Source organism: Arthrobacter sp. JUb115, assembly GCF_004365035.1.
Taxonomy (GTDB): Bacteria; Actinomycetota; Actinomycetes; order Actinomycetales; family Micrococcaceae; genus Glutamicibacter.
This window is the reverse complement of the sequence record NZ_SOBS01000006.1, coordinates 104,015-126,977: the sequence shown is the minus strand read 5'-3', so window position 1 is coordinate 126,977 and position 22,963 is coordinate 104,015. Positions and strand designations below refer to the sequence as shown.

26 protein-coding genes, 6 tRNA genes and 1 riboswitch are annotated in these 22,963 nt (G+C 62.0%); of the genes, 22 read left to right on the top strand and 10 right to left on the bottom strand.

The window, feature by feature from the left end:
* Positions 1-13: 13 nt before the first annotated feature.
* The 6 genes from EDF61_RS12035 to EDF61_RS12010 form a co-directional block, all read right to left on the bottom strand.
* Positions 14-89, bottom strand: a tRNA-Gly gene (locus EDF61_RS12035).
* Between the two features lie 45 nt (positions 90-134).
* Positions 135-206, bottom strand: a tRNA-Val gene (locus tag EDF61_RS12030).
* Between the two features lie 54 nt (positions 207-260).
* Positions 261-333: transfer RNA gene (locus tag EDF61_RS12025), tRNA-Gly, on the bottom strand.
* Positions 334-378: 45 nt separating this feature from the next.
* Positions 379-450: transfer RNA gene (locus EDF61_RS12020), tRNA-Val, on the bottom strand.
* A 27-nt stretch (positions 451-477) separates the two neighbouring features.
* Positions 478-548, bottom strand: a tRNA-Cys gene (locus tag EDF61_RS12015).
* A gap of 54 nt (positions 549-602) precedes the next feature.
* Positions 603-675 (bottom strand) — tRNA-Gly (locus tag EDF61_RS12010).
* A gap of 192 nt (positions 676-867) precedes the next feature.
* Here EDF61_RS12010 and EDF61_RS12005 point away from each other — a divergent pair.
* The 13 genes from EDF61_RS12005 (at position 868) to hisF (ending at position 12,118) form a co-directional block, all read left to right on the top strand.
* The gene (locus tag EDF61_RS12005) at positions 868-1,710 is read left to right on the top strand and encodes a PD-(D/E)XK nuclease family protein (RefSeq protein WP_286172228.1); all 843 of its coding nucleotides are present in this window, start codon (positions 868-870) and stop codon (positions 1,708-1,710) included.
* 93 nt (positions 1,711-1,803) lie between these two features.
* On the top strand, positions 1,804-2,367 hold the full coding sequence (gene def / locus EDF61_RS12000; protein WP_133834247.1) for a peptide deformylase: 564 nt from the start codon (positions 1,804-1,806) through the stop codon (positions 2,365-2,367).
* A 3-nt stretch (positions 2,368-2,370) separates the two neighbouring features.
* Complete coding sequence (gene fmt, locus EDF61_RS11995) at positions 2,371-3,303, top strand: methionyl-tRNA formyltransferase (protein WP_133834246.1); 933 nt, start codon at positions 2,371-2,373, stop codon at positions 3,301-3,303.
* Positions 3,300-4,823: an RsmB/NOP family class I SAM-dependent RNA methyltransferase gene (locus EDF61_RS11990; RefSeq protein ID WP_133834245.1), complete on the top strand. Its 1,524-nt coding sequence runs from the start codon at positions 3,300-3,302 to the stop codon at positions 4,821-4,823. Before fmt ends, EDF61_RS11990 begins: the two co-directional genes overlap by 4 nt.
* Before the next feature lie 28 nt (positions 4,824-4,851).
* A complete protein-coding gene (gene rpe, locus EDF61_RS11985; RefSeq protein WP_105661463.1) occupies positions 4,852-5,514 on the top strand; it encodes a ribulose-phosphate 3-epimerase in 663 nt (220 codons plus the stop codon).
* Positions 5,515-5,555: 41 nt separating this feature from the next.
* A riboswitch (FMN riboswitch) is annotated at positions 5,556-5,693 on the top strand.
* Between the two features lie 115 nt (positions 5,694-5,808).
* A complete protein-coding gene (gene pnuC / locus EDF61_RS11980; protein ID WP_133834300.1) occupies positions 5,809-6,510 on the top strand; it encodes a nicotinamide riboside transporter PnuC in 702 nt (233 codons plus the stop codon).
* Positions 6,511-6,525: 15 nt separating this feature from the next.
* Positions 6,526-7,566, top strand: coding sequence for a bifunctional diaminohydroxyphosphoribosylaminopyrimidine deaminase/5-amino-6-(5-phosphoribosylamino)uracil reductase RibD (gene ribD / locus EDF61_RS11975; RefSeq protein WP_133834244.1), 1,041 nt, complete (start codon positions 6,526-6,528; stop codon positions 7,564-7,566).
* Positions 7,567-7,600: 34 nt separating this feature from the next.
* Positions 7,601-8,224 carry a riboflavin synthase gene (locus EDF61_RS11970; RefSeq protein WP_105656719.1) on the top strand — a complete coding sequence of 208 codons (624 nt, stop codon included), beginning with the start codon at positions 7,601-7,603 and terminating at the stop codon, positions 8,222-8,224.
* Complete coding sequence (gene ribB, locus EDF61_RS11965; protein WP_133834243.1) at positions 8,224-9,471, top strand: 3,4-dihydroxy-2-butanone-4-phosphate synthase; 1,248 nt, start codon at positions 8,224-8,226, stop codon at positions 9,469-9,471. The genes EDF61_RS11970 and ribB overlap by 1 nt, the downstream gene beginning before the upstream one ends.
* Positions 9,472-9,507: 36 nt before the next feature.
* The gene (ribH, locus tag EDF61_RS11960; protein ID WP_133834242.1) at positions 9,508-9,999 is read left to right on the top strand and encodes a 6,7-dimethyl-8-ribityllumazine synthase; all 492 of its coding nucleotides are present in this window, start codon (positions 9,508-9,510) and stop codon (positions 9,997-9,999) included.
* A 72-nt stretch (positions 10,000-10,071) separates the two neighbouring features.
* Positions 10,072-10,335, top strand: a complete 264-nt coding sequence (locus tag EDF61_RS11955) for a phosphoribosyl-ATP diphosphatase (RefSeq protein WP_038991810.1) — start codon at positions 10,072-10,074, stop codon at positions 10,333-10,335.
* 142 nt (positions 10,336-10,477) lie between these two features.
* Positions 10,478-11,326 (top strand): ATP phosphoribosyltransferase, encoded by an 849-nt coding sequence (gene hisG / locus EDF61_RS11950; protein ID WP_133834241.1) that lies wholly within the window; start codon positions 10,478-10,480, stop codon positions 11,324-11,326.
* A 21-nt stretch (positions 11,327-11,347) separates the two neighbouring features.
* The gene (gene hisF, locus EDF61_RS11945; protein WP_105656715.1) at positions 11,348-12,118 is read left to right on the top strand and encodes an imidazole glycerol phosphate synthase subunit HisF; all 771 of its coding nucleotides are present in this window, start codon (positions 11,348-11,350) and stop codon (positions 12,116-12,118) included.
* Positions 12,119-12,172: 54 nt separating this feature from the next.
* Here hisF and EDF61_RS11940 read toward each other — a convergent pair whose 3' ends face one another.
* From EDF61_RS11940 to EDF61_RS11925, 4 genes are all read right to left on the bottom strand, one after another.
* Complete coding sequence (locus EDF61_RS11940; RefSeq protein ID WP_133834240.1) at positions 12,173-13,072, bottom strand: PKD domain-containing protein; 900 nt, start codon at positions 13,070-13,072, stop codon at positions 12,173-12,175.
* Positions 13,072-13,707: a DUF6318 family protein gene (locus EDF61_RS11935; RefSeq protein ID WP_133834239.1), complete on the bottom strand. Its 636-nt coding sequence runs from the start codon at positions 13,705-13,707 to the stop codon at positions 13,072-13,074. Before EDF61_RS11935 ends, EDF61_RS11940 begins: the two co-directional genes overlap by 1 nt.
* 229 nt (positions 13,708-13,936) lie before the next feature.
* The gene (locus EDF61_RS11930; RefSeq protein WP_133834238.1) at positions 13,937-14,569 is read right to left on the bottom strand and encodes a hypothetical protein; all 633 of its coding nucleotides are present in this window, start codon (positions 14,567-14,569) and stop codon (positions 13,937-13,939) included.
* A 102-nt stretch (positions 14,570-14,671) separates the two neighbouring features.
* A complete protein-coding gene (locus EDF61_RS11925) occupies positions 14,672-15,313 on the bottom strand; it encodes a TIGR03085 family metal-binding protein (RefSeq protein ID WP_286134102.1) in 642 nt (213 codons plus the stop codon).
* A gap of 134 nt (positions 15,314-15,447) precedes the next feature.
* Here EDF61_RS11925 and hisI point away from each other — a divergent pair, with 134 nt between their 5' ends.
* The 9 genes from hisI (at position 15,448) to EDF61_RS18815 (ending at position 22,822) form a co-directional block, all read left to right on the top strand.
* Positions 15,448-15,849, top strand: a complete 402-nt coding sequence (gene hisI, locus EDF61_RS11920) for a phosphoribosyl-AMP cyclohydrolase (RefSeq protein ID WP_105656852.1) — start codon at positions 15,448-15,450, stop codon at positions 15,847-15,849.
* Positions 15,850-15,952: 103 nt separating this feature from the next.
* Complete coding sequence (locus EDF61_RS11915; protein ID WP_133834237.1) at positions 15,953-17,524, top strand: anthranilate synthase component I; 1,572 nt, start codon at positions 15,953-15,955, stop codon at positions 17,522-17,524.
* A complete protein-coding gene (locus EDF61_RS11910) occupies positions 17,521-18,111 on the top strand; it encodes a Trp biosynthesis-associated membrane protein (protein ID WP_133834236.1) in 591 nt (196 codons plus the stop codon). Before EDF61_RS11915 ends, EDF61_RS11910 begins: the two co-directional genes overlap by 4 nt.
* 156 nt (positions 18,112-18,267) lie before the next feature.
* Entirely contained in the window at positions 18,268-18,516 is a 249-nt protein-coding gene (locus EDF61_RS11905) for an HGxxPAAW family protein (protein ID WP_105656709.1), read from the top strand.
* A gap of 1 nt (position 18,517) precedes the next feature.
* Positions 18,518-19,342 (top strand): indole-3-glycerol phosphate synthase TrpC, encoded by an 825-nt coding sequence (gene trpC / locus EDF61_RS11900; protein ID WP_133834235.1) that lies wholly within the window; start codon positions 18,518-18,520, stop codon positions 19,340-19,342.
* A gap of 110 nt (positions 19,343-19,452) precedes the next feature.
* Entirely contained in the window at positions 19,453-20,784 is a 1,332-nt protein-coding gene (trpB, locus tag EDF61_RS11895) for a tryptophan synthase subunit beta (protein WP_133834234.1), read from the top strand.
* Positions 20,785-21,567 carry a tryptophan synthase subunit alpha gene (trpA, locus tag EDF61_RS11890; RefSeq protein ID WP_133834233.1) on the top strand — a complete coding sequence of 261 codons (783 nt, stop codon included), beginning with the start codon at positions 20,785-20,787 and terminating at the stop codon, positions 21,565-21,567.
* Entirely contained in the window at positions 21,567-22,565 is a 999-nt protein-coding gene (lgt, locus tag EDF61_RS11885; protein WP_286172225.1) for a prolipoprotein diacylglyceryl transferase, read from the top strand. Before trpA ends, lgt begins: the two co-directional genes overlap by 1 nt.
* 92 nt (positions 22,566-22,657) lie before the next feature.
* A complete protein-coding gene (locus EDF61_RS18815) occupies positions 22,658-22,822 on the top strand; it encodes a hypothetical protein (RefSeq protein ID WP_166650793.1) in 165 nt (54 codons plus the stop codon).
* Positions 22,823-22,963: the final 141 nt, after the last annotated feature.

Genomic DNA, 22,963 nt, shown 5'->3' with positions numbered 1-22,963 from the left:
ATATTCAATTATTTGGAGCGGTCAACGAGGTTCGAACTCGCGACCTCAACCTTGGCAAGGTTGCGCTCTACCAGCTGAGCTATGACCGCATATATTTAATTAGTAGATCCATGGTCTGGTGAACCATGATTCCGTGCGCGATACTGGGATCGAACCAGTGACCTCTTCCGTGTCAGGGAAGCGCGCTACCGCTGCGCCAATCGCGCCGAAGATTCGCAAGGAATCTCGACAGAATTCAAAATTGCCTTATGAATTCACAGAGCGGTCAACGAGGTTCGAACTCGCGACCTCAACCTTGGCAAGGTTGCGCTCTACCAGCTGAGCTATGACCGCATATATTTAGTTATTAGATCCATGGTCTGGTGAACCATGATTCCGTGCGCGATACTGGGATCGAACCAGTGACCTCTTCCGTGTCAGGGAAGCGCGCTACCGCTGCGCCAATCGCGCAAAAAAGATCAAGCAATCTTCATTGCGAGGTGGGGACGGGATTCGAACCCGCGTATACGGCTTTGCAGGCCGCTGCCTCGCCTCTCGGCCACCCCACCATACTGACCGAAGTCAGAGTGACTAGTTTTACCTAGTCGGTGAATCTTTTTGCGAGCGGACAACGAGGTTCGAACTCGCGACCTCAACCTTGGCAAGGTTGCGCTCTACCAGCTGAGCTATGTCCGCAAAATGTGTTGTTTTCTGAACGTTTCCGTTCGCTCCAACGAGTAAAAACTCTATACGAGTTTTCGCATCCCCACAAATCGAAACGCTGAGATCTGGTTCACATGGCCTAAAAACCGCGGAACTACGCGGAAAATTGATTTTTCCGTCTCGACTAGGAGCGAAGCAATCCGAGTGCATGCCATGATCGTGTGCATGACGTCACCAAAACTGGCTATTCAAACAGACCTGGGCCGCATGTACAGCCGAAAAGTCGGCGGGGAAGCGATTGTCCCATCCATCACCACAGTCATCGGCATGGACAAGCTCGACCTCTCCGGCTGGGCCGGGTACATGGCGGCCAAGTCGCTTTCCGATGATCATCGGCTGGTGCAAGCGGTGGGGGACCCGCGCCAATTGCGCTCACTCGTGCGAGATGCAGCCGGTGCGGCCGAAGCTTATCGGGATTCCGCGGCCATGCGCGGGGACCGGGTGCATAACTACGCGGAGCAGCGCGCCCTGCAAGCGCTGGATCTGGAACATGACCTGGGCGCAGCTCAAGCCGCGCTCGAAGCGAATAAGGAGTTGGGCTTCGCACGCCACTTTGACCAATGGTGGGAAGACTACAACGTCCAGCCCATTGCCGCCGAGGTGACGGTTTGGAATCACAGCGTCGGCTACGCCGGCACCATCGACCTGGTCGCCAAGATTGGCGGTCGAACCTGTCTCGTTGACTACAAGACCAAAAACACCGACCGCGACGGCTTCGTCAAGCGTCCTGACGACAAGGTGATCATGCAGCTCGCGGCCGCATGCAAAGCCGAAGAGCAAGTAGTCGATGCCGAACAAGGCACGTGGAAAGGGTGGGAGCACGGGACCGATGCCATGCTGCTCGCCGTAGCCCTGGGCGAGACCGGGGCACGCACCTTCATGGCCCCACCTCCAGCTTTGCCCGACTACTGGTCCAAGTTCTATGCCTTGCGCCGGAATTGGGAAGCCTCATTCAGGATCGCGCAGTCGCGTGCCTCACTGGCCGAAATCACGCCGCCAGCTCAATAAAGTCGCACGCCCACCGCGTAGACTGGAACGGTTAGCTTTCGGCATTGCGAAACCTAATACCAATGTCCACGGCAGGGAAGGTACCAGCGGATTATGGCGATTTTGGGAATTCGGATCATCGGAGACCCCGTTCTACGCACCCCAGCGCAGGAGGTGACCGACTTTGGCCCGGAGCTCCAGAAGCTCGTCGAAGACATGGATCAGACGATGGAAAACGTCACCGGTGCAGGACTTGCCGCACCGCAGGTCGGTGTTTCCCTGCGTGTCTTCACCTACCAAATTGGCGAAAAACGCGGACATATCGTGAATCCGGTGCTGGAGCTCAGCGAGGATTACCAGGAAGACCAGGTGGAGGGCTGCCTGTCCATCCCGGGCATTGCAGCACCAGTTCGGCGCCGGCGCTATGTCAGGGCCACCGGCTTCGATAAGTTCGGCAACCCGGTAGAACTCGAAGGCGCCGACATGCTCGCCCGCTGCTTCCAGCACGAAACCGATCACCTGGACGGCATCTTGTTCCTGGACCGGCTGGCACCAGAAGAAAAGAAAGCGGCGTGGCGCACCTTGCGGGCCAACAACTACTCGCAGACCGCTAACGCCACCGTAAAGAAACGTTCCGGAGCCCTGGGCTCCAGCTTTGGCGCAGGATTGGGGTTCTAACTCATGCGTATTTTATTCGCCGGCACACCACAGGTCGCCGTCACTTCCCTGGATTACCTGCACGAGGCCGGTTTTGAAATTGCCGCAGTGCTCACCCGTCCCGATGCCCCGTTGGGACGCAAACGCGTGCTGACCCCATCGCCGGTTGCCGCTCGCGCCGCAGAGCTTGGCCTGCCGATCATCAAGGCTGCCAAGATCACCGAAGAAACTACCGCCGAACTTGCGGCCTTGGACCTTGAAGCCGCGGCCATCGTCGCCTATGGAGGGCTAGTGCCGGAGGCGGCATTGGCAGTTCCAACCTATGGCTGGATCAACCTGCACTTCTCCTTGCTGCCGCACTGGCGGGGTGCCGCTCCGGTGCAGCATTCCATTATCAACGGCGATGACATCACCGGTGCAGTCACCTTCCAGCTGGAAACCGGACTGGACACAGGTCCGGTATTCGGACAGGTCACCGAGAGAATTGGTGAACTGGACACCGCAGGCATCATGCTCGAACGGCTCAGCCGGTCCGGCTCGAACCTGCTGGTGCAGACCTTGCAAGCTCTGGATTCCGGGCAGGCCATTGCCATTCCGCAGTCCGGATCGCACACCTACGCACCGAAGATTACCGACGTGGATGCGGAGCTGGACTTCACCCGGACCGCCACGGAAATACGTCGGCGCGCCCACGGAACCACCCCGTCCCCGGGCGCCTGGGTCAAGGCCGAAGACAAGCGCTTCAAATTCGGTCCACTGCGTGAGCACCGCGAGATCACCGACCTTGCGCCAGGCGAAGTGCGCATCGAGCCAGGCAAGCAGCCGAAGGTATACATCGGCACCGCCACCTGGGCTCTGCAGCCCACCGAAATCCAGCCTCCGGGCAAGAAAATGATGAACGCCAGCGACTGGGCACGTGGAGTGCTCACCCAGGGAACGAAAGTGAGCTTCGCATGAGCGGACAGGAACCACGCGGCGGATACCGCGACAATGATCGCCGCAATGAGCAGGGCCGTACCCGCAACCGCGGCCAGGCCGGCCCGCGCAAGTATTCGGCATCCGCACCCGGCCAGCGAAAGCGCGCGGCCGACCCGGCACGCCTGGTAGCTTTCAAGACCCTGCGTGAGGTATCCGGCGCGGATGCCTATGCCAACCTGGTGCTGCCGAAGATGATCCGCGAATACCAGCTTGACCGCCGCGACGCGGGCTTCGCCACCGAACTGGCCTACGGGGCACTGCGCGGCCAGGGGTTCTACGACGCGATCCTGACCACCCTGGTTGACCGTCCGCTGGCCGAGCTGGATCCGGCCATCCTCGATGCGCTGCGCCTGGGTGCCCACCAGCTGCTGGCCATGCGTGTGCCCAAGCACGCCGCCCTGGATGAAACCGTGTCGCTGGCTCGTGCGCAGATCGGCGCCGGCCCTTCCGGCCTGATCAACGCCGTACTGCGGCGCGTTTCTGCCAAGGAAGCCGATGAGTGGACTGAGCTGCTGGGCAATGCTGCCGCTTCGGAGTCCGAGCGGCTGGCCATCGAGCACTCGCACCCGGATTGGATTGTCCGTGCCTTGCGCGGCGCGCTGATTTCCCATGGCCGCGACGCCAGCGAACTTGAAGCCCTGCTGGAAGCGGATAACCTGGCGCCGCTGGTGAACCTGGTGTCCCTGCCAGGGCTGGGCGATCTGTCCGGCGCCCTGGAATCCGGGGCGGAACCGGGCACCTTGCTGGCTGATTCGGCCACCTACAAGCACGGCGACGTCTCGCGTGTGCCAGGGGTCAAGGAAGGCACCGTGCGTGTCCAGGATGCCGGCAGCCAGGTCATGGCCCGCGCCCTGGCTACTATCGAATTGCCCGAAGCCGGCGAGGACCGCTACTGGCTGGATCTTTGCGCAGGTCCAGGCGGAAAGGCGGCGCTGCTCGCAGCGATCGCCGTGCAGCGCGACGCCCGCCTGACTGCCAACGAGCCCACTCCGCACCGCGCTCGCCTGGTCGAGAACTCGTTGGCTGCGGTGCCGCATGACTACTGGATGGTCACCGGTGACGACGGACGCAGCTTCGGCGGTCTGGACTATGCAGGGGACTACGACCGCATCATGGTCGATGCACCTTGCTCCGGCTTGGGCGCATTGCGCCGCCGCCCGGAATCGCGTTGGCGCAAAGCCCCGCGCGACATTCCGGAACTGACCAAGTTGCAAGGCGAGCTGCTCGCTGCAGCCTTCAACGCGGTCCGCGTCGGCGGCGTCATCGGCTTCGTCACCTGTTCGCCGCATCAGGCCGAAACCCGCCTGGTTGTGGAAGACTTCTTGAAGCACCACGAAAACGCGGCACTGCTGGATACCAGCGCCGCGGTTTCCTCGGTGATGTATCAGGACGCGCCATCGGCAGGCCATGCACTGGGCGATGGGAGCACCGTGCAGCTGTGGCCGCACGTGCACGGCACCGACGCCATGTTCATGGCAATCCTGACCAAAAAAGCCTAGCCAAGCCCGAGTATTCCAAGGAGCATCCATGCGTAATGCGCGGATCAACCCGTCGATCCTGTCCGCCGATTTTGCGAACCTCGCTAGCGAGCTGGACCGCATCCACACTGCCGACGCGGTCCACGTGGATGTCATGGACAACCATTTCGTTCCCAATCTGACCTTGGGCTTGCCCGTGGTTGATGCGCTGCACAAGGTCAGCAAGCTGCCGATCGATGTGCACCTGATGATTGAGAACGCGGATCGCTGGGCCCCGGAATACGCGCAGCTCGGCGTGGATTCGGTGACTTTCCATGCCGAGGCTTCGGCGGCTCCTGTCCGCTTGGCTCGTGAATTGCGTTCCGCCGGGTCCAGGGCCGCCATGGCCTTGCGCCCGGCGACGCCGATCGAACCCTACCTGGACATGCTCGGCGAGCTGGACATGGTTCTGCTGATGACCGTGGAACCAGGTTTCGGCGGCCAGAAGTTCCTGGATCTGGTCCTTCCCAAGATCAAGCGCGCCCGGGCTGCCATTGACGGCAGCGGCAAGCCGATTGCACTGCAGGTTGACGGCGGCATTTCACGCGACACGATCCTGCGCGCCGCCGAAGCCGGTGCGGATGTCTTCGTCGCCGGTTCCGCGGTGTACTCGGCCCAGGAGCCATCTGTGGAAATCGATGTATTACGCAATCTTGCGCTGGGCGGTCACTAGCGGCGCACAAAGTGTGTCAGAATAAACTCAGTAAACACGAATACGTGCTCCGGGGTCGGTGAAAGTCCGAACCGGCGGTGATAGTCCGCGACCCGCAACCAAAGCCACAAGCTGAGGGAACGGTTGAACTGGTGAAATTCCGGTACCGACAGTTAAAGTCTGGATGGGAGAAGCACGAATTTGATATGCCTACTAGTACTGCCGATAGCCCGCACCGGGTCTATCTCTTAAAGCAGAGCCACAGGCCCATCAAATGCACACCCCCGGAGCCGCCGCTTCGAGAAGGGTGGAATGATGGATTTCCTGCGGTGGCTCATTGAAGCTTTCAACTCACAAATTGCGATCGGCTCGTCGGCACTTTTGGTGCGCGAAGTCGTAGGCAATATCTTCGGCCTGGCCAGCGCCGTGGGCGGCATGCGCCGCAAAGTCTGGGCTTGGCCTATCGGAATCGTCGGCAACCTGTTGCTGCTGACGGTGTTCCTGGGCAGCATTTTCGATACCGGATACACTGCCAACCTCTGGGGCCAAGCCGGCCGGCAGATCATGTTCATCGCCGTCTCGGTCTTCGGCTGGTACCGCTGGAAGCAGGCCAAGAACGGCACCGGTAGCGCCGTCACCCCTGAATGGGCTTCCAACAAGGCTCGCCTGGGCCTGATCGCCGTGCTGATCATCGGTACCCTCGCAGTGACACCGATCTTCCGCCTCCTCGGCTCCTATGAACCTGTCTGGGCTGATGCGTGGACCTTCGTTGGTTCGATGCTCGCCACATACGGCATGGCCAAGGGCTGGGTCGAATTCTGGCTGATCTGGGTCGCCGTTGACGCCGTAGGCGTGCCGCTGCTGTTCTCCGCCGGCTACTACGCCAGCGCGTTCATGTACCTGTTCTACGGGGCATTCACCCTGGTCGGCTTCTTCGTCTGGGCCAAGTCCAAGCGCGACGCGAAACCCCAGATTGAAACCGAAATGCTCGATCCAACCATCTCGCGCCAACGCTGAAAGGGGAGCAGCACCATGATTACGACCCAGCAGCTCGACGCCGCATTGCGCACCGCGCTGGAAACCGCCGGACGCGGCCACCGCGGGGCCAACCCGCTGGTCGGCGCCTGCGTCCTGGATGCCGAGGGAAATATCATCGCCACCGGTTTTCATATCGGGGCGGGGCATCCGCACGCCGAGGTCGACGCACTGCGCCGCCTGGGCAAGATGCCTCCTGCCAAGGCCCGCGAACTGACGATGGTAGTGACCCTCGAACCGTGCAACCACACCGGTCGCACAGGTCCCTGTGCCCGAGCCATCGTGGAAGCTGGCATCGGGCAGGTGTACTACGCAGTCTCGGATAACACCGCCGCCAGCGGAGGTGCCGACTACCTGCGCAGCCACGGAACCCAAGCCACCCAGCTGGAGGATTTCTCCGCGGCGAAGCAGCTGAACCACCGCTGGTTCATCGCCAAGGCCGAATGCCGACCGTTCATCACGGTGAAAATTGCCCAGTCGCTCGACGGCCGGATCAACGCACCGGATGGCACGAGCCAATGGATCACCTCCGAGGCCTCGCGCAACCACGCGCACACCCTGCGCTCCCGCGTGGATGGCATCCTGGTCGGCACGAACACGGCGATCATCGACAATCCGCGGCTGACCGCCCGCACTCCCGAGGGGCAGCTGCATGAACGCCAGCCCTTCCGCCTGGTCATGGGCGAACGCGATTTGCCAGCAGATCTGGCACTCGCCCAGGGAAGCGATTGGTCGCAGATCCGCAGCCACGACGTGCAAGAGGCCATCGCCCGGGCTAACGAGTTGGGCCTGGCCCACCTGCTGATTGAAGGTGGCGCCACGGTCGCCTCGGCCTTCATCGCAGCAGATCTGGCCGACGAAATCTACTGCTACCAAGCACCAGTGCTGATCGGCGCAGGCAGCTCATCGGTCAACATGCCAAGCACCACCACACTCAGTGACGCGCAGCGTTTCCGGCTGGATTCGGCCAGCAACGAATCGTTGACCCGGCTGGGCGATGATATTGCCCTGCATCTAGAACCGTTGCCCCGCGCCTAAGCGCCAGCAACCCCAAACTTTTCAAGGAGTAATCATGTTCACCGGAATTGTCACCGGCCAGGGAGTCATAGAAGGCATCGAGACCTTCAGCGGCAAGGATCTGGCAGTACTGACCCTGCGTGCCCCGGGCCACACCGAAAACCTGGGCCTTGGCGGTTCTCTTGCCGTCAACGGGGTCTGCCTGACCGCCACCGAGCTGGAAGGCGACACGCTCAGCGTCGACGTCATGGGCGAAACCCTGCGCCGCACCACCATCGGCGCCTTGAAAACCGGCGACCAGGTCAACCTCGAACGCTGCACCCCCGCCGGCGGCCGGCTCGATGGGCATGTGGTGCAGGGCCACGTAGACACCGTCGGCGAGGTGCTGGCCCGCGAAGACCACGGCCAGTGGACCACCTTCCGCATTGGAATCGACGCTGCTTACGCGCCGCTGACCGCGGAAAAGGGTTCCATTGCGCTGGACGGCATCTCGCTGACCATTACCGCAGTCTCCCCGGCAACGAATTCCGGTGGGCACTGGGTCGAGGTCGGCATCATCCCGATCACCCTCGCCGAGACCACCATGGGCACCCGCCAAGTGGGCGAGAAGATCAATATCGAGGTCGACGTGCTCGCCAAGTACGTGGCACGCCTGAATGAATTCGGTGGCCAGCAGTAATGGGCACCTCGACTTTGGATTCCATCCCTACCGCGCTGGCAGCCCTGGCCGCCGGCCGAGCCGTAGTGGTCGTCGACGACGAGGACCGGGAAAACGAGGGCGACATCATCTTCGCCGCCCAGCACGCTACGGCCGAGCTGATGGCCTTCACCATCCGCTACACCTCAGGGGTGATTTGCGTGCCCTTGGGCGCCAAGCGGGCCGACGCGCTGCGCCTGGCCCCGATGGTCGGCATCAACCAGGATGCCAAGGGCACTGCCTTCACCGTCACCTGCGACGCCGCCGAAGGGATCACCACCGGTATTTCCGCTGCCGATCGTGCGCTGACCAGCCGACTGCTGGCCGACCCGGCCACCGAACCGGCCCAGCTCTCCCGCCCGGGCCATATCTTCCCGCTGCGAGCTGCGGCCGGGGGAGTGCTGGAACGTCGCGGGCACACCGAAGCGGCGGTCGACCTGTGCCAAGCCGCCGGCTTGGAACCGGTTGGGGTGATCGGCGAAATCACCAAGGACGACGGTGAAATGATGCGCCTGGATGACCTGCGCGTCTTCGCAGCTGAACACAACTTGCCGCTGATCTCCATCGACGACCTGGCCCGCTGGCGCCGAGTCAACGACGAGATCGAGCTGACCGATCCGATCAAGCTGCCCACCGCCTTCGGGGACTTCACCGCCCGCGCTGCTACCGCAGAAGGCCACGAGCACGTCGTGCTCAGCCACGCCGGCCCCGACGGCGCTAAGCCCGGCAACCTGGTGCGCATCCATTCGGAGTGCCTCACCGGGGACATTTTCGGTTCCTACCGGTGCGACTGCGGCGAACAGCTGCATGCTTCGATGGAAACCATCGCCCGCGAAGGCGGTCACGTCATCTACATCCGCGGGCACGAAGGCCGCGGCATCGGCCTGGCCAACAAGCTGCGCGCCTACGCCCTGCAGGAAGGCGGCATGGATACCCTGGACGCCAACCTGCATCTGGGCTTCCCTGCCGACGCACGCGAGTACTTCGCCGTCGCTGCCATCCTCAAGGCCATGGGCATGGACGAAATCCGATTGCTGAGCAACAACCCGGACAAGCAGGAACAGCTGAATGACGCGGGAATCAAGGTAGCAGAGCTGATCGGCCTGCAGATTGCACCGCGTGAGCAGAACTCGGCCTACCTGCGCACCAAGCAGACGCGCTTCGGCCACCACCTGGATCTGCCCGATACCGACGATGACCAGCAGGCCGACGCCTACCACGGCGCCTGAACCCCACGAATCCAGAAGAATAGAAGGAGCATCAAGATGAGCAAGCATGGCGCACCTGCCGATGTCAGCGAACAGCTGAAGGCCCTGGCCGTTCAGGAGAAGTTCTCACAGCTCAAGGTGGCCATCGTGGCCGCGAGCTGGCACGCGGTGATCATGAACGGACTGATTGACGGCGCCGAGCGCGCCGCCAAGGATGCCGGTCTGGAATCGAGCACCACCCTGATCCGCGTACCGGGCACCTTCGAATTGCCGGTCGCTGCCTCCACTCTTGCCGGCGACTACGATGCGGTCATCGCGCTGGGCGTGGTCATCCGTGGCGGTACCCCGCACTTTGACTACGTCTGCTTGGCCGCGACCAATGGCTTAACCAATGTGAGCGTGGACACCAAAACACCAATCGGTTTTGGCGTGCTCACCTGCGATAACGAAGAGCAGGCCCTTGACCGCGCTGGCTTGGAAAACTCCAGCGAGGACAAAGGCTATGAAGCCTACTCGGCTGCCGTCATGACGGTAGCCGCACTGCCATAGCATTCGGGTGGCCCTGTCACAAAGGGCCACCAGAATGCAGCCCCTGCAGAGAAAACAGCTAGGATAAGTTCCGTGAAAACTTTTGACGAGCTCTTCAGCGAACTATCGCTCAAGGCACAATCCCGCCCGGAAGGCTCACGTACCGTCACCGAACTCGACTCTGGTGTCCATGGCATCGGCAAGAAGATCGTCGAGGAAGCCGCCGAAGTTTGGATGGCTGCGGAGTACGAAACCGATGAGGCCGCGGCGGAGGAGATCTCCCAGCTGCTGTACCACCTTCAGGTCCTCATGATCGCCAAGGGAATGACCTTGGCCGACGTTTACAAGCATCTATAGCCGTCGCGCGATTGCGGCCTGATCCACTGCCGATCAGGTCGCAGTCAACGCACGGCGGCAGAAACAACGGCCAACGAATTAATCCTTGGCGCTTGTTTATGGCTAATCGCCGCAGCGCCATTCATGACGAAATGAGTCAATAATGCTCCGCGTAGCCCTACCCAATAAGGGTGCCCTATCCGAAATCGCTTCCACCATGTTCAAGGAAGCCGGCTACCTCCAGCGCCGCGATTCCCGCGAACTGGTCCTGGTCGATGAGGAAAACCAAGTTGAATTCTTCTACCTGCGTCCGCGCGACATCGCAGTCTATGTCGGCCGGGGAATCCTGGACGTAGGCATCACCGGTCGCGATCTGTACCTTGACGCGGATGTCGACGACGCTGTCGAAGAGCAGCTCTCGCTAGGCATCGGGAAATCGGCTTTCCGCTTCGCTGCCCCGGTTGGCGCCTTCAACGATGCACAGCAGCTCAATGGCAAGCGCATTGCCACCAGCTATGACGTGCTGCTGCGGCACTTCCTCGAAAAGTCCGGCATCCAGGCTTCGATCGTTCGCCTTGACGGTGCCATCGAGTCTTCGGTCCGGCTGGGCGTGGCCGATGCCATCGCTGACGTTGTAGAAACCGGCAATACCATCAAGGCCGCTGGCATGGAGATCTTCGGCGATCCGCTGCTGAACTCCGAAGCAGTCATGATCGGCCGTGTCGGCCACAAGCCATCCGGCTTGGACGTGCTGATCCGCCGCCTGAACGGTGTGCTCGTTGCCCGCCAGTACGTCATGCTCGACTACGACGTCCGCCGCGAGCTTGCCGACCAGGCTTGCGAGCTGACCCCTGGCCTGGAATCGCCAACCGTGTCGGACCTTGCAAACTCCGATTGGGTGGCCGTGCGCGCCATGGTCAAGAAGTCGCAGACCAATAACATCATGGACGAGCTGTACGAAGTTGGCGCCCGCGCCATCTTGGTCAGCCAGATCCACGCCTGCCGCATCTAAGTAGACAAGGAAAATTCGCTGATGAGCGTTGCAATTCGTGTTATTCCTTGCCTCGACGTTGACGCCGGACGTGTTGTGAAGGGCGTGAACTTTGCGGGGCTTCGCGATGCTGGCGATCCCGTTGAGCTTGCCCGTCGCTACAATGATGCAGGTGCCGACGAGTTGACCTTCTTGGATGTCACCGCATCCAGCGCGGATCGTGAAACTACTTATGAGGTCGTTCGCCATACCGCAGAAGAAGTTTTCATCCCGCTGACCGTAGGCGGAGGCGTCCGCGCTGCCGAAGACGTCGATCGCCTGCTGCGCAACGGCGCCGACAAGGCCTCGATCAATACTGCGGCGGTGAACCGTCCTGAGGTCATCAACGAGATTACCCAGCGCTTCGGCTCCCAGGTACTCGTGCTGTCGCTCGACGCCCGACGCACAGATGATCCGACGATTGCATCGGGCTACGAGGTTACTACTCATGGTGGTCGGACCGGCACGGGCATGTGCGCCGTAGCTTGGGCCAAGGAAGCGGCTGAACGAGGCGTGGGGGAGATCCTGCTGAACTCGATCGATGCTGATGGCACCAAGGATGGTTTCGATCTGGAAATGATCCGTGCAGTTCGCGCCGAGGTCTCGGTCCCGCTGATCGCATCGGGTGGTGCAGGAAAGCCTGAGGACTTCCCTCCAGCAATCGAAGCAGGCGCCGACGCTGTTTTGGCCGCCTCGATTTTCCACTTCGGTCCGAAGGACATGATCGCCAAGGTCAAACAGGCCATCCGCGAAGCTGGCTACCCAGTTCGCTAGGCACGTAAGCCGAAGGCCCAGCACCAAATGGTGCTGGGCCTTAGCTGTACCCGGCTAATCGTTGGCAATCAGTTCCTTCTCGGTCCGCCAGACGTCAATTTCAATAGGAACGCTGGCGACGGCAGCCTGGCCGGGTATAGCTTGCCACGCGCCGCCATCGACGCTGAATTCTCCGCGGTAGAGAGTGGTCACCCCGACCTTGAAAGTTCCCGTCTCTCCATACGAGTGACTCGTGGGGGTTTCATCTCTCAGCGTATGGTGCGGCATCGGTTCGCCAGGGAAACTTAGATTTCGAGTCGTCCCATCCCCATAGTTCCAGTTCCACTGAATCGGTATTGCCCTGATACTTATATTTGAGCCAGAGAGGTTAGATGAGAAAGATTGGACTTCTTCGGTAGCCAAGAAATGCGTATTCCCGTTTCTTAGAGAAAATTTCTTTGGGTAACTCATTATTTTCGAAGGGAGTATCGGATATTCTTTGAATGTGTTTATATCTATCAATATTTCCTGGGTAATCGAGTCTTCAGGTAGGTCGATTTTTGGTGGGTTTCCGGCGCAGTAACGGTACTGCCGAACCACGTAACCTTGACTATCGATCACTTGGCGATATACCGGAGCCGCCCCATCTGGGCAATTTCCTTCCTCAGGAATGCTGATACAGAATCGCGCCTTCGAGCTTCTGGGGTCACAACTTTCGTAATCGCGTATGGAGAATTGCTCTTTAGGAGAAGGCTTCGAATGGGGTTGTTTTTTGGGTTGCGAATTTCGAGATTCCTCCTGATAGTTGAAATCTTTCTTTTCGTCGTGACTTTCGTGAATTGATTCGGGGCGCATGCGAATCCCGCGCTCATCTTGGTCTGCTAAACCGAGGGGCGCTTGTATGCCAAGAAGAGCTGGTAAGCCAACGGAAAATGTGAGAACTAACGACACTCTCATTGATAATTTCAACTTCATTATTCCGCACCGATAATTTCGTAAACTTTCCAGTCACGATCGAATTTCACGCCCACAGCTACAGTAGTTGGTTCTAGCTTGTCTAATTTAGAAGCAAGTTCATGTGGGGCGAGATAAATTTCTGCATTATCAGCTGTGTACTCGACAGTGACCGCCGCTAAGTTTTCCCCAGTGATATAGGCATCAAGAATCTTGGGGTGATGTTTTCCACCGACCTGCCATTTACCTAATTCCTCCGCTTCTGTCGCTTCATCGATTATTGAAACGCCACACACAATACATTCTTTGGTGGTTACCTTTTTTAGAGGCGCCGCATCGTTAGTTTCGATGGAATAGTTCACTAGATCAAAATAGAACTTGGTGAAGGCGGCTGCTCCGTCCTCGCTGTACTCGCCCGCAAGTGCTGGCCGTTCCGGGACAGGAACATTTTCTGCGGGTCCATCGGCTGAGGCAGGCTTGTACTTGAGGCTTTCGGCCGGCGACGGCTTCTCTGCTGTCGAAACCGGATTCGGTGACGTCTCGATAGCGGCGGACGGTGAGGTCTTTGGCCCTTCAGCGTTCCCGGCGTTGCAGCCTGATAGTGCGAGCGCAACAGCTGCAACGGACGCGACAACTGCAATTTTCCGAGTGTCCATTCGAACTCTCCATGATCATTGGGAATGCCAGGTTGTGCGCCATCCTATGCCCGTGTTTCAAGAAAGTGGAGAGTTTTCGAGGAATCTGTGGAAAACTCAGGGCAGCTAAATCCCGAATCCCAACTACCTGTAACCACGTTTGATGACGGTCTGGAGTGAAACGATGCGGCTGGCGACGTTTGATTTCAGGACTCATGGAATCGCCTAGCCTGAAATCAGGCACGTTCAATTAGCTGAGCGGTGCTTTACTCGGGGGACTCTCAAGCGCGATGGCAGAAACTTTCCATCCGGTGTCGGTGTATTCAAGTCCCATGGTGATTTCACCCAGATTTTGTTCTTCGACAATGATGGTTTCCTGATCGGGACGAAGGAGCGAACGTTCAGACAAGGTCAGCTCGCCCATCAGATAAGCAGAATTACCGTCAAACCGGACGATATAGTCCGTGTGCAGGAAGTAGTAGCCGCCGGTTTGCATGTCTTCCGGACCTGTTCGGAGGTCTTCTTGCTCGCGGAAGGTCTTCCAGCACTGTTCCGCTTTGCATGTTCCGGTAACTATCGGGGTGAAATCGGCGGAGTCCTGGTAGATGATTTCATAATTGAGCAAGTCGAAGAAGTACGTTCCGGCGTCCTGGACTCCGTAATCCGATTTTTCATACGTGATATCTGCCGACTCCGGAAGCTCCAGTTCGCTTGATGGAGGTGCCTGCGTGGTACTTGAAGAAGTCGGCAATGAAGCCGAGGACGCCGGATCGGCGGGAGCGACTGAAACGAAGAGTGCTGATACCAGGGCAACCAAGACGAACGCGGGCACGATGGCGATAGCGACACTGGGAAAATGCTCAAGGACTCTGCGCGTGTTCATGGCCAAGCTCCAGACCTGTTGGATATCGATTGCTCGAAATCCTAGGCCGGTGCGACGCGAACCTGGACGGCACACCCACGAATGTGGATAACCAAGGGAGCTCTATAGCCCGGGCTTGAAGCCCTTGACGATTTCCAATGCGGTTTCCCCGCCTTCGAACAAGACCAGGCTCTGGTCGATGCGGCCGAACGAGTACATCATCAGCTCGGTGACCGGGCCGGTAATCGAAACAGCGTTCGGAGCTTTCTTGGCGACATGACGCTGGCCATCGGGACGCGTCAGGATAATGCCAATTGGCGCATGGCGGAACAGCAGGCGAGACATGCGGGTCAGCGACTGCCAGAGCAGTTCGGTGTACTCGGTGTCCAGGACCCGCGGAGCCCACTGGCCGCGGGCACGCCGCACATCTTCGGTGTGGATGAAGAACTCGGAGAGGTTCGCCGACTGGTTGACCTTGTCGATGGCGAACGGCGAGAAAGCGGGTGGACCCGATCGGAAGCTGCGGACCAACCCGGCATAGCCTTCGGGAGTCTGCGCCGCGATCACCATTTGGTTCTGCTTCGCCTCGAGCTTCTTGGACAGCGGTTTGAAGAACATGCCGGCAGAAAGCAGTGAGCTTTCGCGCAACACAAGGTGAGCGGCGAGATGGCGGGTCTGCCAACCGTCGCAAAGGGTGTCGGCGGTAGGTCCTGCCGCAAGCAGGGTCTCGGCCAACGCAAGTCTGGAAGCCTGAACTAAGTGCATCACTTCTGAAACTAGCACGCTCCAAGTGACTAATTGTGCAAGGTGAAAGTGGTGTCGCCAAGACGGCGTGGCGCGTCGACGAGCGGTACGTCACAGGTCTCTGGATTCCGCGGAAAACCAGTATGCTAATGGTGATGTCTACTTCTAACGACGGCTCGAATCCGAGCCCTGAATCCCATAGCCTCGACCCGGCTATTGCCAGGCGTCTCAAGCGAGATGCCAATGGCCTGTTTGCTGCCATCGCGCAGCAGTACGACTCCGGGAAAGTGCTGATGCTCGGCTGGATGGACGATGAAGCGTTGCACCGCACGTTGACCACTGGCCGGGTCACCTTCTACTCCCGTTCCCGCCAGGAGTACTGGCGCAAGGGCGACACCTCCGGCCACTTCCAGTTCGTGAAGTCCGTTGCCCTGGATTGCGATGGGGACGCGCTGCTGGTGCAGGTCGACCAGGTAGGCGCCGCCTGCCACACCGGCACCGAATCCTGCTTCACCGATCGTGAATTGCCGGCCGTCGTGGGCCACCGCCCCGAGTAGGACTTTCGAAGCATCGGCACACGCGGTTGGCTAGCGCCGGGAATGCCGCGCCCAGCTGCGCATCGCAGCACGCGCTCGAAGAATACGTAGAAGAAGAACACAGATGAAAACCCTTGGCAAGATTTCCCCGTCCCGCGAGTCCTTCCGCGCCATGGCCGCGAACCGTCGTGTCATCCCCGTGACTATCACCGTGCTGGCTGACTCGCTCACGCCCATCGGCCTCTACCGCACCCTGGCGCAGGGCCGCCCGGGCACTTTCCTGATGGAATCGGCTGCCCCGGGCGGTGTCTGGAGCCGCTATTCCTTCATTGGAGTGAACTCCCCGGCAACGCTGAGCACCCGTGGTTCAGAAGCCTACTGGCAGGGCCATGCGCCAGCTGGCCTGCCTACCGGCGGTGCGGGCGTGGAGGTCTTGCGCGACACCGTGCGCGCGCTGAAGACCGAACCCGTTCCCGGCATGCCTCCCTTGACCGGCGGCATGGTCGGCTTCATCGGCTGGGAATGCGTGCGCCACTGGGAGAAGCTGCCCAACCCGCCGGCCGATGATCTGAACCTGCCTGAGCTGAGCATGAACCTGGTAGCAGACATGGCTGCCCATGATGCGGCCGAAGGCACCGTCACGCTGATCGCCAACGCGATCAATTTCGATGGCAGCGACGAGAATGTCGACGACGCCTACGACCGTGCCGTCACCCGCCTGCAGGCGATGCTCGACCAGCTCGCGGTGCCGGTGGATTCGGCCGCGGCGGTGCTCACCGGTACCGATGTGCCGCGCGAAACCCTGATGGAAGCTGTCACCCACTCCTGGGATGAGAACGAGTACCTCAAGGCGCTGGCCAAGTCCAAGACCGCGATCGTGGACGGAGAGGTCTTCCAGATCGTCGTCTCGCGCCGCTTCGAGCTGGAAACGCAGGCCGACGCGCTGGATGTCTACCGCGTGCTGCGCGCGACTAACCCGAGCCCGTACATGTACCTGTTCAACTTCGTCAACGAGCACGGCGAACGGTTCGAGATCGTCGGCTCCTCGCCCGAAGCGCTGGTCACCGTCAACGATTCGCACGCGGTCACCCACCCGATCGCCGGTTCCCGCCCGCGCGGGGCGAACTACGAGGACGACCAGTTGCACGAGAAGTCGCTGCTCAACGACGAGAAGGAGCGCGCCGAGCACCTGATGCTGGTTGACCTTTCGCGCAACGACCTCTCGCGGGTCTGCAAGGCCGGCACCGTGGAAGTCACCCAGTTCATGGAGGTCGAGCGCTTCAGCCACATCATGCACCTGGTCTCCAATGTGGTGGGCAAGACCCGCGACGACGTGGACGCCTACGACGTGCTGGCCGCGACCTTCCCGGCCGGCACGCTCTCCGGCGCACCGAAGCCCCGCGCCCTGCAGCTGCTGGACGAGTACGAACCGTACCGCCGCGGCATCTACGGCGGCGTGGTCGGCTACCTGGACTTCGCCGGCGACATGGACATGGCCATCGCCATCCGCTCCGCCCTGCTCAAGGGGGAACGCGCCTATGTGCAAGCCGGCGGCGGCATCGTCAACGACTCGAAGTTCGCCGACGAAGCCCTGGAAACCGTGAACAAGGCAGCCGCTCCGCTGCGCGCCGTCTGGGCTGCGCAGTCGATGCGTGCGGCCCACAACATCAACACCGAATCAGGTGAAACGAAGTGAAGAAATTGACCAGCGCCCGCACCCTCGCCCTCTTCGGCATGGCCGGCGCACTGATCGGCCTCTGGTCGGCCACCCGCACATGGATCACCGTCGATGTGGCCTCCAGCTCCGTGCAGATCCCGCAGATCGCCATCGACGGCGCCACCGCGGCCGCCTCGGTCACCGCGGTCTCCGTGGTGGTGCTGGCCGGTTCGCTGGCGCTGCTGATCGCCGGGAAGATCGCCCGCTACATCATTGCGGCGATCTGCCTGCTCGCCGGTGCCACCGTGGTTGCCGCCGGCCTCGGGGCGCTGCGCGATCCGCAGGCCGTCGCCTCCACCACCGTGGCCGAAGCTACCGGACTGGCCCAGAACGTCGGCGAGTACACGCTCAGCGCGTGGCCCGCGGTCGCGGTGTTCGCCGGAGTGCTGATGGCGCTGCAGGCCGTGCTGGTGTTCGTCTTCGCCGGCCGCTGGCCCGCCAAGGCCAGCAAGTACGATCGGCAGGCGGCAAGGTCCAGCGCGGAGCCCAAGGACCAGTCCTCGCGCAACATCGCCAGCTGGGAGCAGCTCTCGGATGGTGAAGACCCGACTGCTGGCCGGAAATAACCCGAGCGGATCGTGATTCGCACCACCGGCGCGAAACGAAGGCTTCCGGAATAGGAGGTTCCCGCGCGCAGGTGGCAGAATGGAACCTGAAGACCAACGTCCCGGGCAGCAACGCCCTGCCGGGACGCAGCATCACAACATGAGGAGACATCGAACATGTCGCAGAACACCGAGCTCGATCCGGTATACACCGAAGAGATTGGCCACGGTAACTCCATCGCAGCGTGGGCCTGCGTACTGACCATGATTGCCGGTTCAATCGTGGCCGGCATCGCCTTCGCCTACTTCGCCTGGTCCATCGTCTGGGTCGGTTGCGGCATCATGGTGGTCGGCCTGCTCCTGGGCTGGATCCTGAAGGCAGCCGGTTTCGGCGTGGGCGGCGCTCGCAGCGGAGCATCGCACTAAATTGACTGTTCTTGATGAGATCATCGCGGGCGTCCGGGAAGACCTGGGCGCCCGTCGCGCAATCACCAGCCTGGAAGCGGTCAAGCAGGCCGCGGCAGCGGCAGCCCCTGCGCGCGATGCTTTCGCCGCGCTCGGTGGCCACGCCGACCAGGCCGCCCGCGACACCACGCTGCGTGTCATCTCCGAGGTCAAGCGCAAGTCCCCGTCCAAGGGTGCGCTGGCAGATATCCCGGAGCCTGCCGTACTGGCCGCAGAATACGAGGCCGGTGGCGCCTCGGTGATTTCCGTGCTCACCGAAGCCCGCCGCTTCGGCGGTTCGCTGCAGGATCTCGACGCGGTACGCGCTGCCGTGCAGATTCCGGTGCTGCGCAAGGATTTCACGGTCGACGAGTACCAGATCTACGAAGCCCGCGCCCACGGCGCTGACCTCGTGTTGCTCATTGTTGCGGCGCTGAATGATGAATTGCTGGCATCTTTCCTAGAATTGACTCACCAGCTGGGAATGAACGCCCTGGTGGAGACCCACACCGAGGAGGAAATCGCCCGCGCCAGCAAGGCCGGAGCGAAGATCATCGGTGTGAACGTGCGCAACCTGAAGACGCTGGACGTCGATCCAGCCACCTTCGGCAAGCTCGCTCCGCTGCTGCCGGCCCAGGCGGTGATCGTCGCCGAGTCCGGTGTGGAATCCACCGAACAGGTCGTCCAATACGGTGCGGCCGGCGCCGACGCGGTCTTGGTCGGCGAAGCGCTGGTGAAGCATGCCGATCCGCGCGCTTCGGTCGCCGCGTTCATCAAAGCCGGTACCGGCGCCAAGCCGCAGCGCTAGCCGCGCACGGCGGCGAAGGACCCAGAACTGCAATTCGTGCCCCGCAGGAGTTTCCGGCGGGGCACGAGACTTACCACGAATCAAGCTCCGTACGAGGAAAGAGGGAATCGATGAGCACTCCGGAAAACTCCGAGCACCGCCAGTCGATCGATGCACAGTCGCTAAGGCACGCAAGCGGCCCGTACTTTGGTGCCTACGGCGGGCGATGGATGCCCGAGTCCCTCATGGCCGCCATGGACGAGCTGAACGAGACCTTCGAAGCGGCCAAGAACGACCCCGAGTTCATCGCCCAGGTCAAGGACCTGAACAAGAACTACTCGGGGCGCCCCTCGCTGCTCACCGAAGCCAAGCGCTTTTCCGAGCAGTACTGCGGCGGGGTGCGGATCTTCCTCAAGCGCGAGGACTTGAACCACACCGGCAGCCACAAGATCAACAACGTGCTCGGCCAGGCGCTGCTGGCCAAGCGCATGGGCAAGACCCGCATCATCGCCGAGACCGGCGCCGGCCAGCACGGCGTCGCCTCGGCCACCGCCGCGGCCCTGATGGGCCTGGAATGCGTGGTCTACATGGGCGCGGAGGACACCCGCCGGCAGGCGCTGAATGTCGCGCGCATGCGCCTGCTCGGCGCCACCGTCATCCCGGTCACCGTCGGCTCCCAGACGCTGAAGGACGCGATCAACGAGGCGCTGCGCGACTGGGTGGCCAACGTGGATAACACCCACTACCTGCTGGGCACCGCCGCCGGCGGCGCTCCGTTCCCGGCCATGGTCCGCTACTTCCACGAGGTCATCGGCGACGAGGCCCGCGAGCAGATCCTGGCCCAGGCCGGCCGCCTGCCCGACGCGGTGACCGCCTGCATCGGCGGCGGATCGAACGCGATCGGCATCTTCCACGGCTTCCTCGACGATCCCGAGGTGGAGATCTTCGGCTACGAGGCCGGCGGCGACGGCGTGGACACCGACCGCCACGCCGCGACCATCACCCTGGGCCGCCCGGGCGTGCTGCACGGCGCGAAGTCCTACCTGATGCAGGACGAGGACGGGCAGACCGTCGAATCGCACTCCATCTCCGCGGGCCTGGACTACCCGGGCGTCGGCCCGGAGCACGCCTACCTGGCCGACATCGGCCGCGTGAAGTACGAGCCGGTCACCGACACCGAGGCGATGGACGCGTTCAAGGCGCTGTGCCGCACCGAGGGCATCCTGCCGGCGATCGAGTCCGCGCACGCCCTGGCCGGCACCATCCGCCTGGCGGCGCGCAAGATCGCCGAAGGCGCGGTCCCCGAAGAGACCATCATCATCGCGAACCTCTCGGGCCGCGGGGACAAGGACGTGGGCACCGCTGCCGCCTGGTTCAACATGATCGACGAAAAAGACGCCGAGGCCGAAATCAACGCGGCCACTGCGCAGAACTCCGGCTCGCAGAAATCCGAGGAGAAGTAGATGACCCGCGTGACCAGCGCCCAGAAGATCGCCGCAGCCCGCGCCGAGGGCCGCCCGGCCCTCATCGGCTACCTGCCTGCCGGCTTCCCCGACGTCGCCACCAGCATCGAGGCCGCCGTGGCGCTGGCCGAGAATGGCGTGGATGTCATCGAGATCGGCATCCCGTACTCCGACCCGGTGATGGACGGTTCGGTGATCCAGGAAGCGACCGTGCAGGCGCTGGCCAACGGCTTCAAGGTCCCGCAGATCTTCGACATCGTGCGCGGGATCACCGAACGCACCGACGTGGCCGTGATGGTCATGACCTACTGGAACCCGGTGCTGCGCCTGGGCGTGGACGAGTTCTCCCGGCGCTTCGCCGAAGCCGGCGGCGCCGGCCTGATCACCCCGGATCTGGTGCCCGACGAGGCCGCCGAATGGATCCAGGCCAGCGAGAAGCACGGCCTGGAGCGCGTGTTCCTCATTGCCCCGTCGTCCACCGAAGCGAGGGTGCAGCGCACCGTGGATGCGTCCTCCGGCTTCGTCTACTGCGTGTCGCTGATGGGCGTCACCGGCGCCCGTACCGAGGTGTCCTCCGCCGCGCAGGCAGTGGTCGACGCCGCCCACAACGCCGGCGCCGAGAATGCCTGCGTGGGCCTGGGCGTCTCGCGCCGCGAGCACGTGGAAGAAATCGGCGCCTACGCCGACGGCGTGATCGTCGGCACCGCGCTGGTCGCCGCCCTGCGTGACGGGGGAGTGCCCGCCGTGGGCGCCCTGGCCGCTGAACTGAGCGGACGGGCCTGATGGCTTTTGCCGCGCAGCTGGCGCTTGCCTTGCCCGTCTCCATCCCTTCGCCGCCGCCGGAATTCGCCAGGATCTCGATCGGCCCGCTGACCATCCACGCCTACGCGCTGTGCATCCTCGCGGGCATCCTGATCGCGCTGTGGCTGACCAACAAGCGCCTCGGCGCCCGCGGCGGCAACTCCGACATGCTCTGGGACATCGCCATCTGGACGATCCCCTTCGGCATCATCGGCGGCCGCCTCTACCATGTGCTGATCACCGACCCGATGTACTACTTCGGGCTCGGCGGGCAAACCGCCCACCTGGCCGAGATCCCGCAGATCTGGCTTGGCGGGCTGGGCATCATGGGCGCGGTGTCGCTCGGCGCACTCGGAGCGTGGATCGGTTGCCGGAAAGCCGGCATCCGGCTCTCGGCCTTCGTCGACGCGGCCGTGCCCGGCCTGCTGCTGGCGCAGGCGGCCGGGCGCTGGGGCAACTGGTTCAACCAGGAGCTGTTCGGCGCGCCGACCGACTTGCCGTGGGGCCTGGAGATCGATGCGGACAGCTACAACTTCCCGGCCGGGCTGCCCGCGGACACGCTCTTCCACCCGACCTTCCTGTACGAGTCGCTGTGGAATGTGCTGGGCGCCTTCGTGCTGATCGCGCTGGACCGGAAGTTCAAGCTGCGCCGCGGCGCACTGTTCTGCTGCTACATGATCTGGTACGGCATCGGACGTACCTTCACCGAATCGCTGCGCCTGGACCCGGCCGAAATCATCGCCATCGGGCCGCTGGCCCTGCGCGTGCACCAGTGGCTGGCGATCGGCATCGCCATCGCCGGCATCCTCGCGCTGATCGTGGTCCTGGGCAAGCTGCGCAAGCAGCAGGTCGATCCGTTCTACCTGCCAGGCAGGGCCCCGGCGCAGCCGGTCGAAGCAGATCGCGCCAAGCCCGCCGCGCACTCACCGGCGGAGTCCAGCTCCGATCCGGGCAGCGACGCCACAGAGCGGCAGCAATAATTCCATAGCCCCATTCCGGTGGCCGGCAAGCATCCACGCTTGCCGGCCACCGGTGGTTTAAGCCGCGCCAGCAGCTGCCCGGATCCGCTTTCATGACGCGCCCTGGCCCCAATATGGCGAAATGTCCGGAAAATCTGGGCAGTTTTCCGTCCCTCGGGCGCAACATGCCCGAAACATTGGGCGGCTATCAAAACCGGCTGGCAAAACCGGTTTTCGCGATCCCCGCCCGCAAAAAACTGCTTTTTCCGCGCCGGTAGCGGCAGAAGTTTTTAACATTCCTGAAACACAAGCACGCGCATGCGAGAAACAAAACCTGCGTAACGTGTGATCCACGCGCCACGCTGGTCGATCGACCCCTGGAAAGGCCAGCTGGTGCAGCACCACAACGAGGTGGGAAA

Bases quoted from the DNA above. Each gene is read 5' to 3' on its own strand.
- hisF (WP_105656715.1), top strand. From the start codon at position 11,348: ATGAGCGTTGCAATTCGTGTTATTCCTTGCCTCGACGTTGACGCCGGA.
- EDF61_RS11930 (WP_133834238.1), bottom strand. From the start codon at position 14,569: ATGAACACGCGCAGAGTCCTTGAGCATTTTCCCAGTGTCGCTATCGCC.
- trpA (WP_133834233.1), top strand. From the start codon at position 20,785: ATGACCCGCGTGACCAGCGCCCAGAAGATCGCCGCAGCCCGCGCCGAG.
- EDF61_RS11925 (WP_286134102.1), bottom strand. From the start codon at position 15,313: ATGCACTTAGTTCAGGCTTCCAGACTTGCGTTGGCCGAGACCCTGCTT.
- EDF61_RS18815 (WP_166650793.1), top strand. From the start codon at position 22,658: ATGACGCGCCCTGGCCCCAATATGGCGAAATGTCCGGAAAATCTGGGC.
- ribD (WP_133834244.1), top strand. From the start codon at position 6,526: ATGATTACGACCCAGCAGCTCGACGCCGCATTGCGCACCGCGCTGGAA.
- hisG (WP_133834241.1), top strand. From the start codon at position 10,478: ATGCTCCGCGTAGCCCTACCCAATAAGGGTGCCCTATCCGAAATCGCT.
- EDF61_RS12005 (WP_286172228.1), top strand. From the start codon at position 868: ATGACGTCACCAAAACTGGCTATTCAAACAGACCTGGGCCGCATGTAC.
- rpe (WP_105661463.1), top strand. From the start codon at position 4,852: ATGCGTAATGCGCGGATCAACCCGTCGATCCTGTCCGCCGATTTTGCG.
- hisI (WP_105656852.1), top strand. From the start codon at position 15,448: ATGTCTACTTCTAACGACGGCTCGAATCCGAGCCCTGAATCCCATAGC.
- ribH (WP_133834242.1), top strand. From the start codon at position 9,508: ATGAGCAAGCATGGCGCACCTGCCGATGTCAGCGAACAGCTGAAGGCC.
- trpB (WP_133834234.1), top strand. From the start codon at position 19,453: ATGAGCACTCCGGAAAACTCCGAGCACCGCCAGTCGATCGATGCACAG.
- lgt (WP_286172225.1), top strand. From the start codon at position 21,567: ATGGCTTTTGCCGCGCAGCTGGCGCTTGCCTTGCCCGTCTCCATCCCT.
- pnuC (WP_133834300.1), top strand. From the start codon at position 5,809: ATGGATTTCCTGCGGTGGCTCATTGAAGCTTTCAACTCACAAATTGCG.
- EDF61_RS11990 (WP_133834245.1), top strand. From the start codon at position 3,300: ATGAGCGGACAGGAACCACGCGGCGGATACCGCGACAATGATCGCCGC.
- EDF61_RS11915 (WP_133834237.1), top strand. From the start codon at position 15,953: ATGAAAACCCTTGGCAAGATTTCCCCGTCCCGCGAGTCCTTCCGCGCC.
- EDF61_RS11970 (WP_105656719.1), top strand. From the start codon at position 7,601: ATGTTCACCGGAATTGTCACCGGCCAGGGAGTCATAGAAGGCATCGAG.
- ribB (WP_133834243.1), top strand. From the start codon at position 8,224: ATGGGCACCTCGACTTTGGATTCCATCCCTACCGCGCTGGCAGCCCTG.
- fmt (WP_133834246.1), top strand. From the start codon at position 2,371: ATGCGTATTTTATTCGCCGGCACACCACAGGTCGCCGTCACTTCCCTG.
- EDF61_RS11905 (WP_105656709.1), top strand. From the start codon at position 18,268: ATGTCGCAGAACACCGAGCTCGATCCGGTATACACCGAAGAGATTGGC.
- def (WP_133834247.1), top strand. From the start codon at position 1,804: ATGGCGATTTTGGGAATTCGGATCATCGGAGACCCCGTTCTACGCACC.
- EDF61_RS11940 (WP_133834240.1), bottom strand. From the start codon at position 13,072: ATGAAGTTGAAATTATCAATGAGAGTGTCGTTAGTTCTCACATTTTCC.
- EDF61_RS11935 (WP_133834239.1), bottom strand. From the start codon at position 13,707: ATGGACACTCGGAAAATTGCAGTTGTCGCGTCCGTTGCAGCTGTTGCG.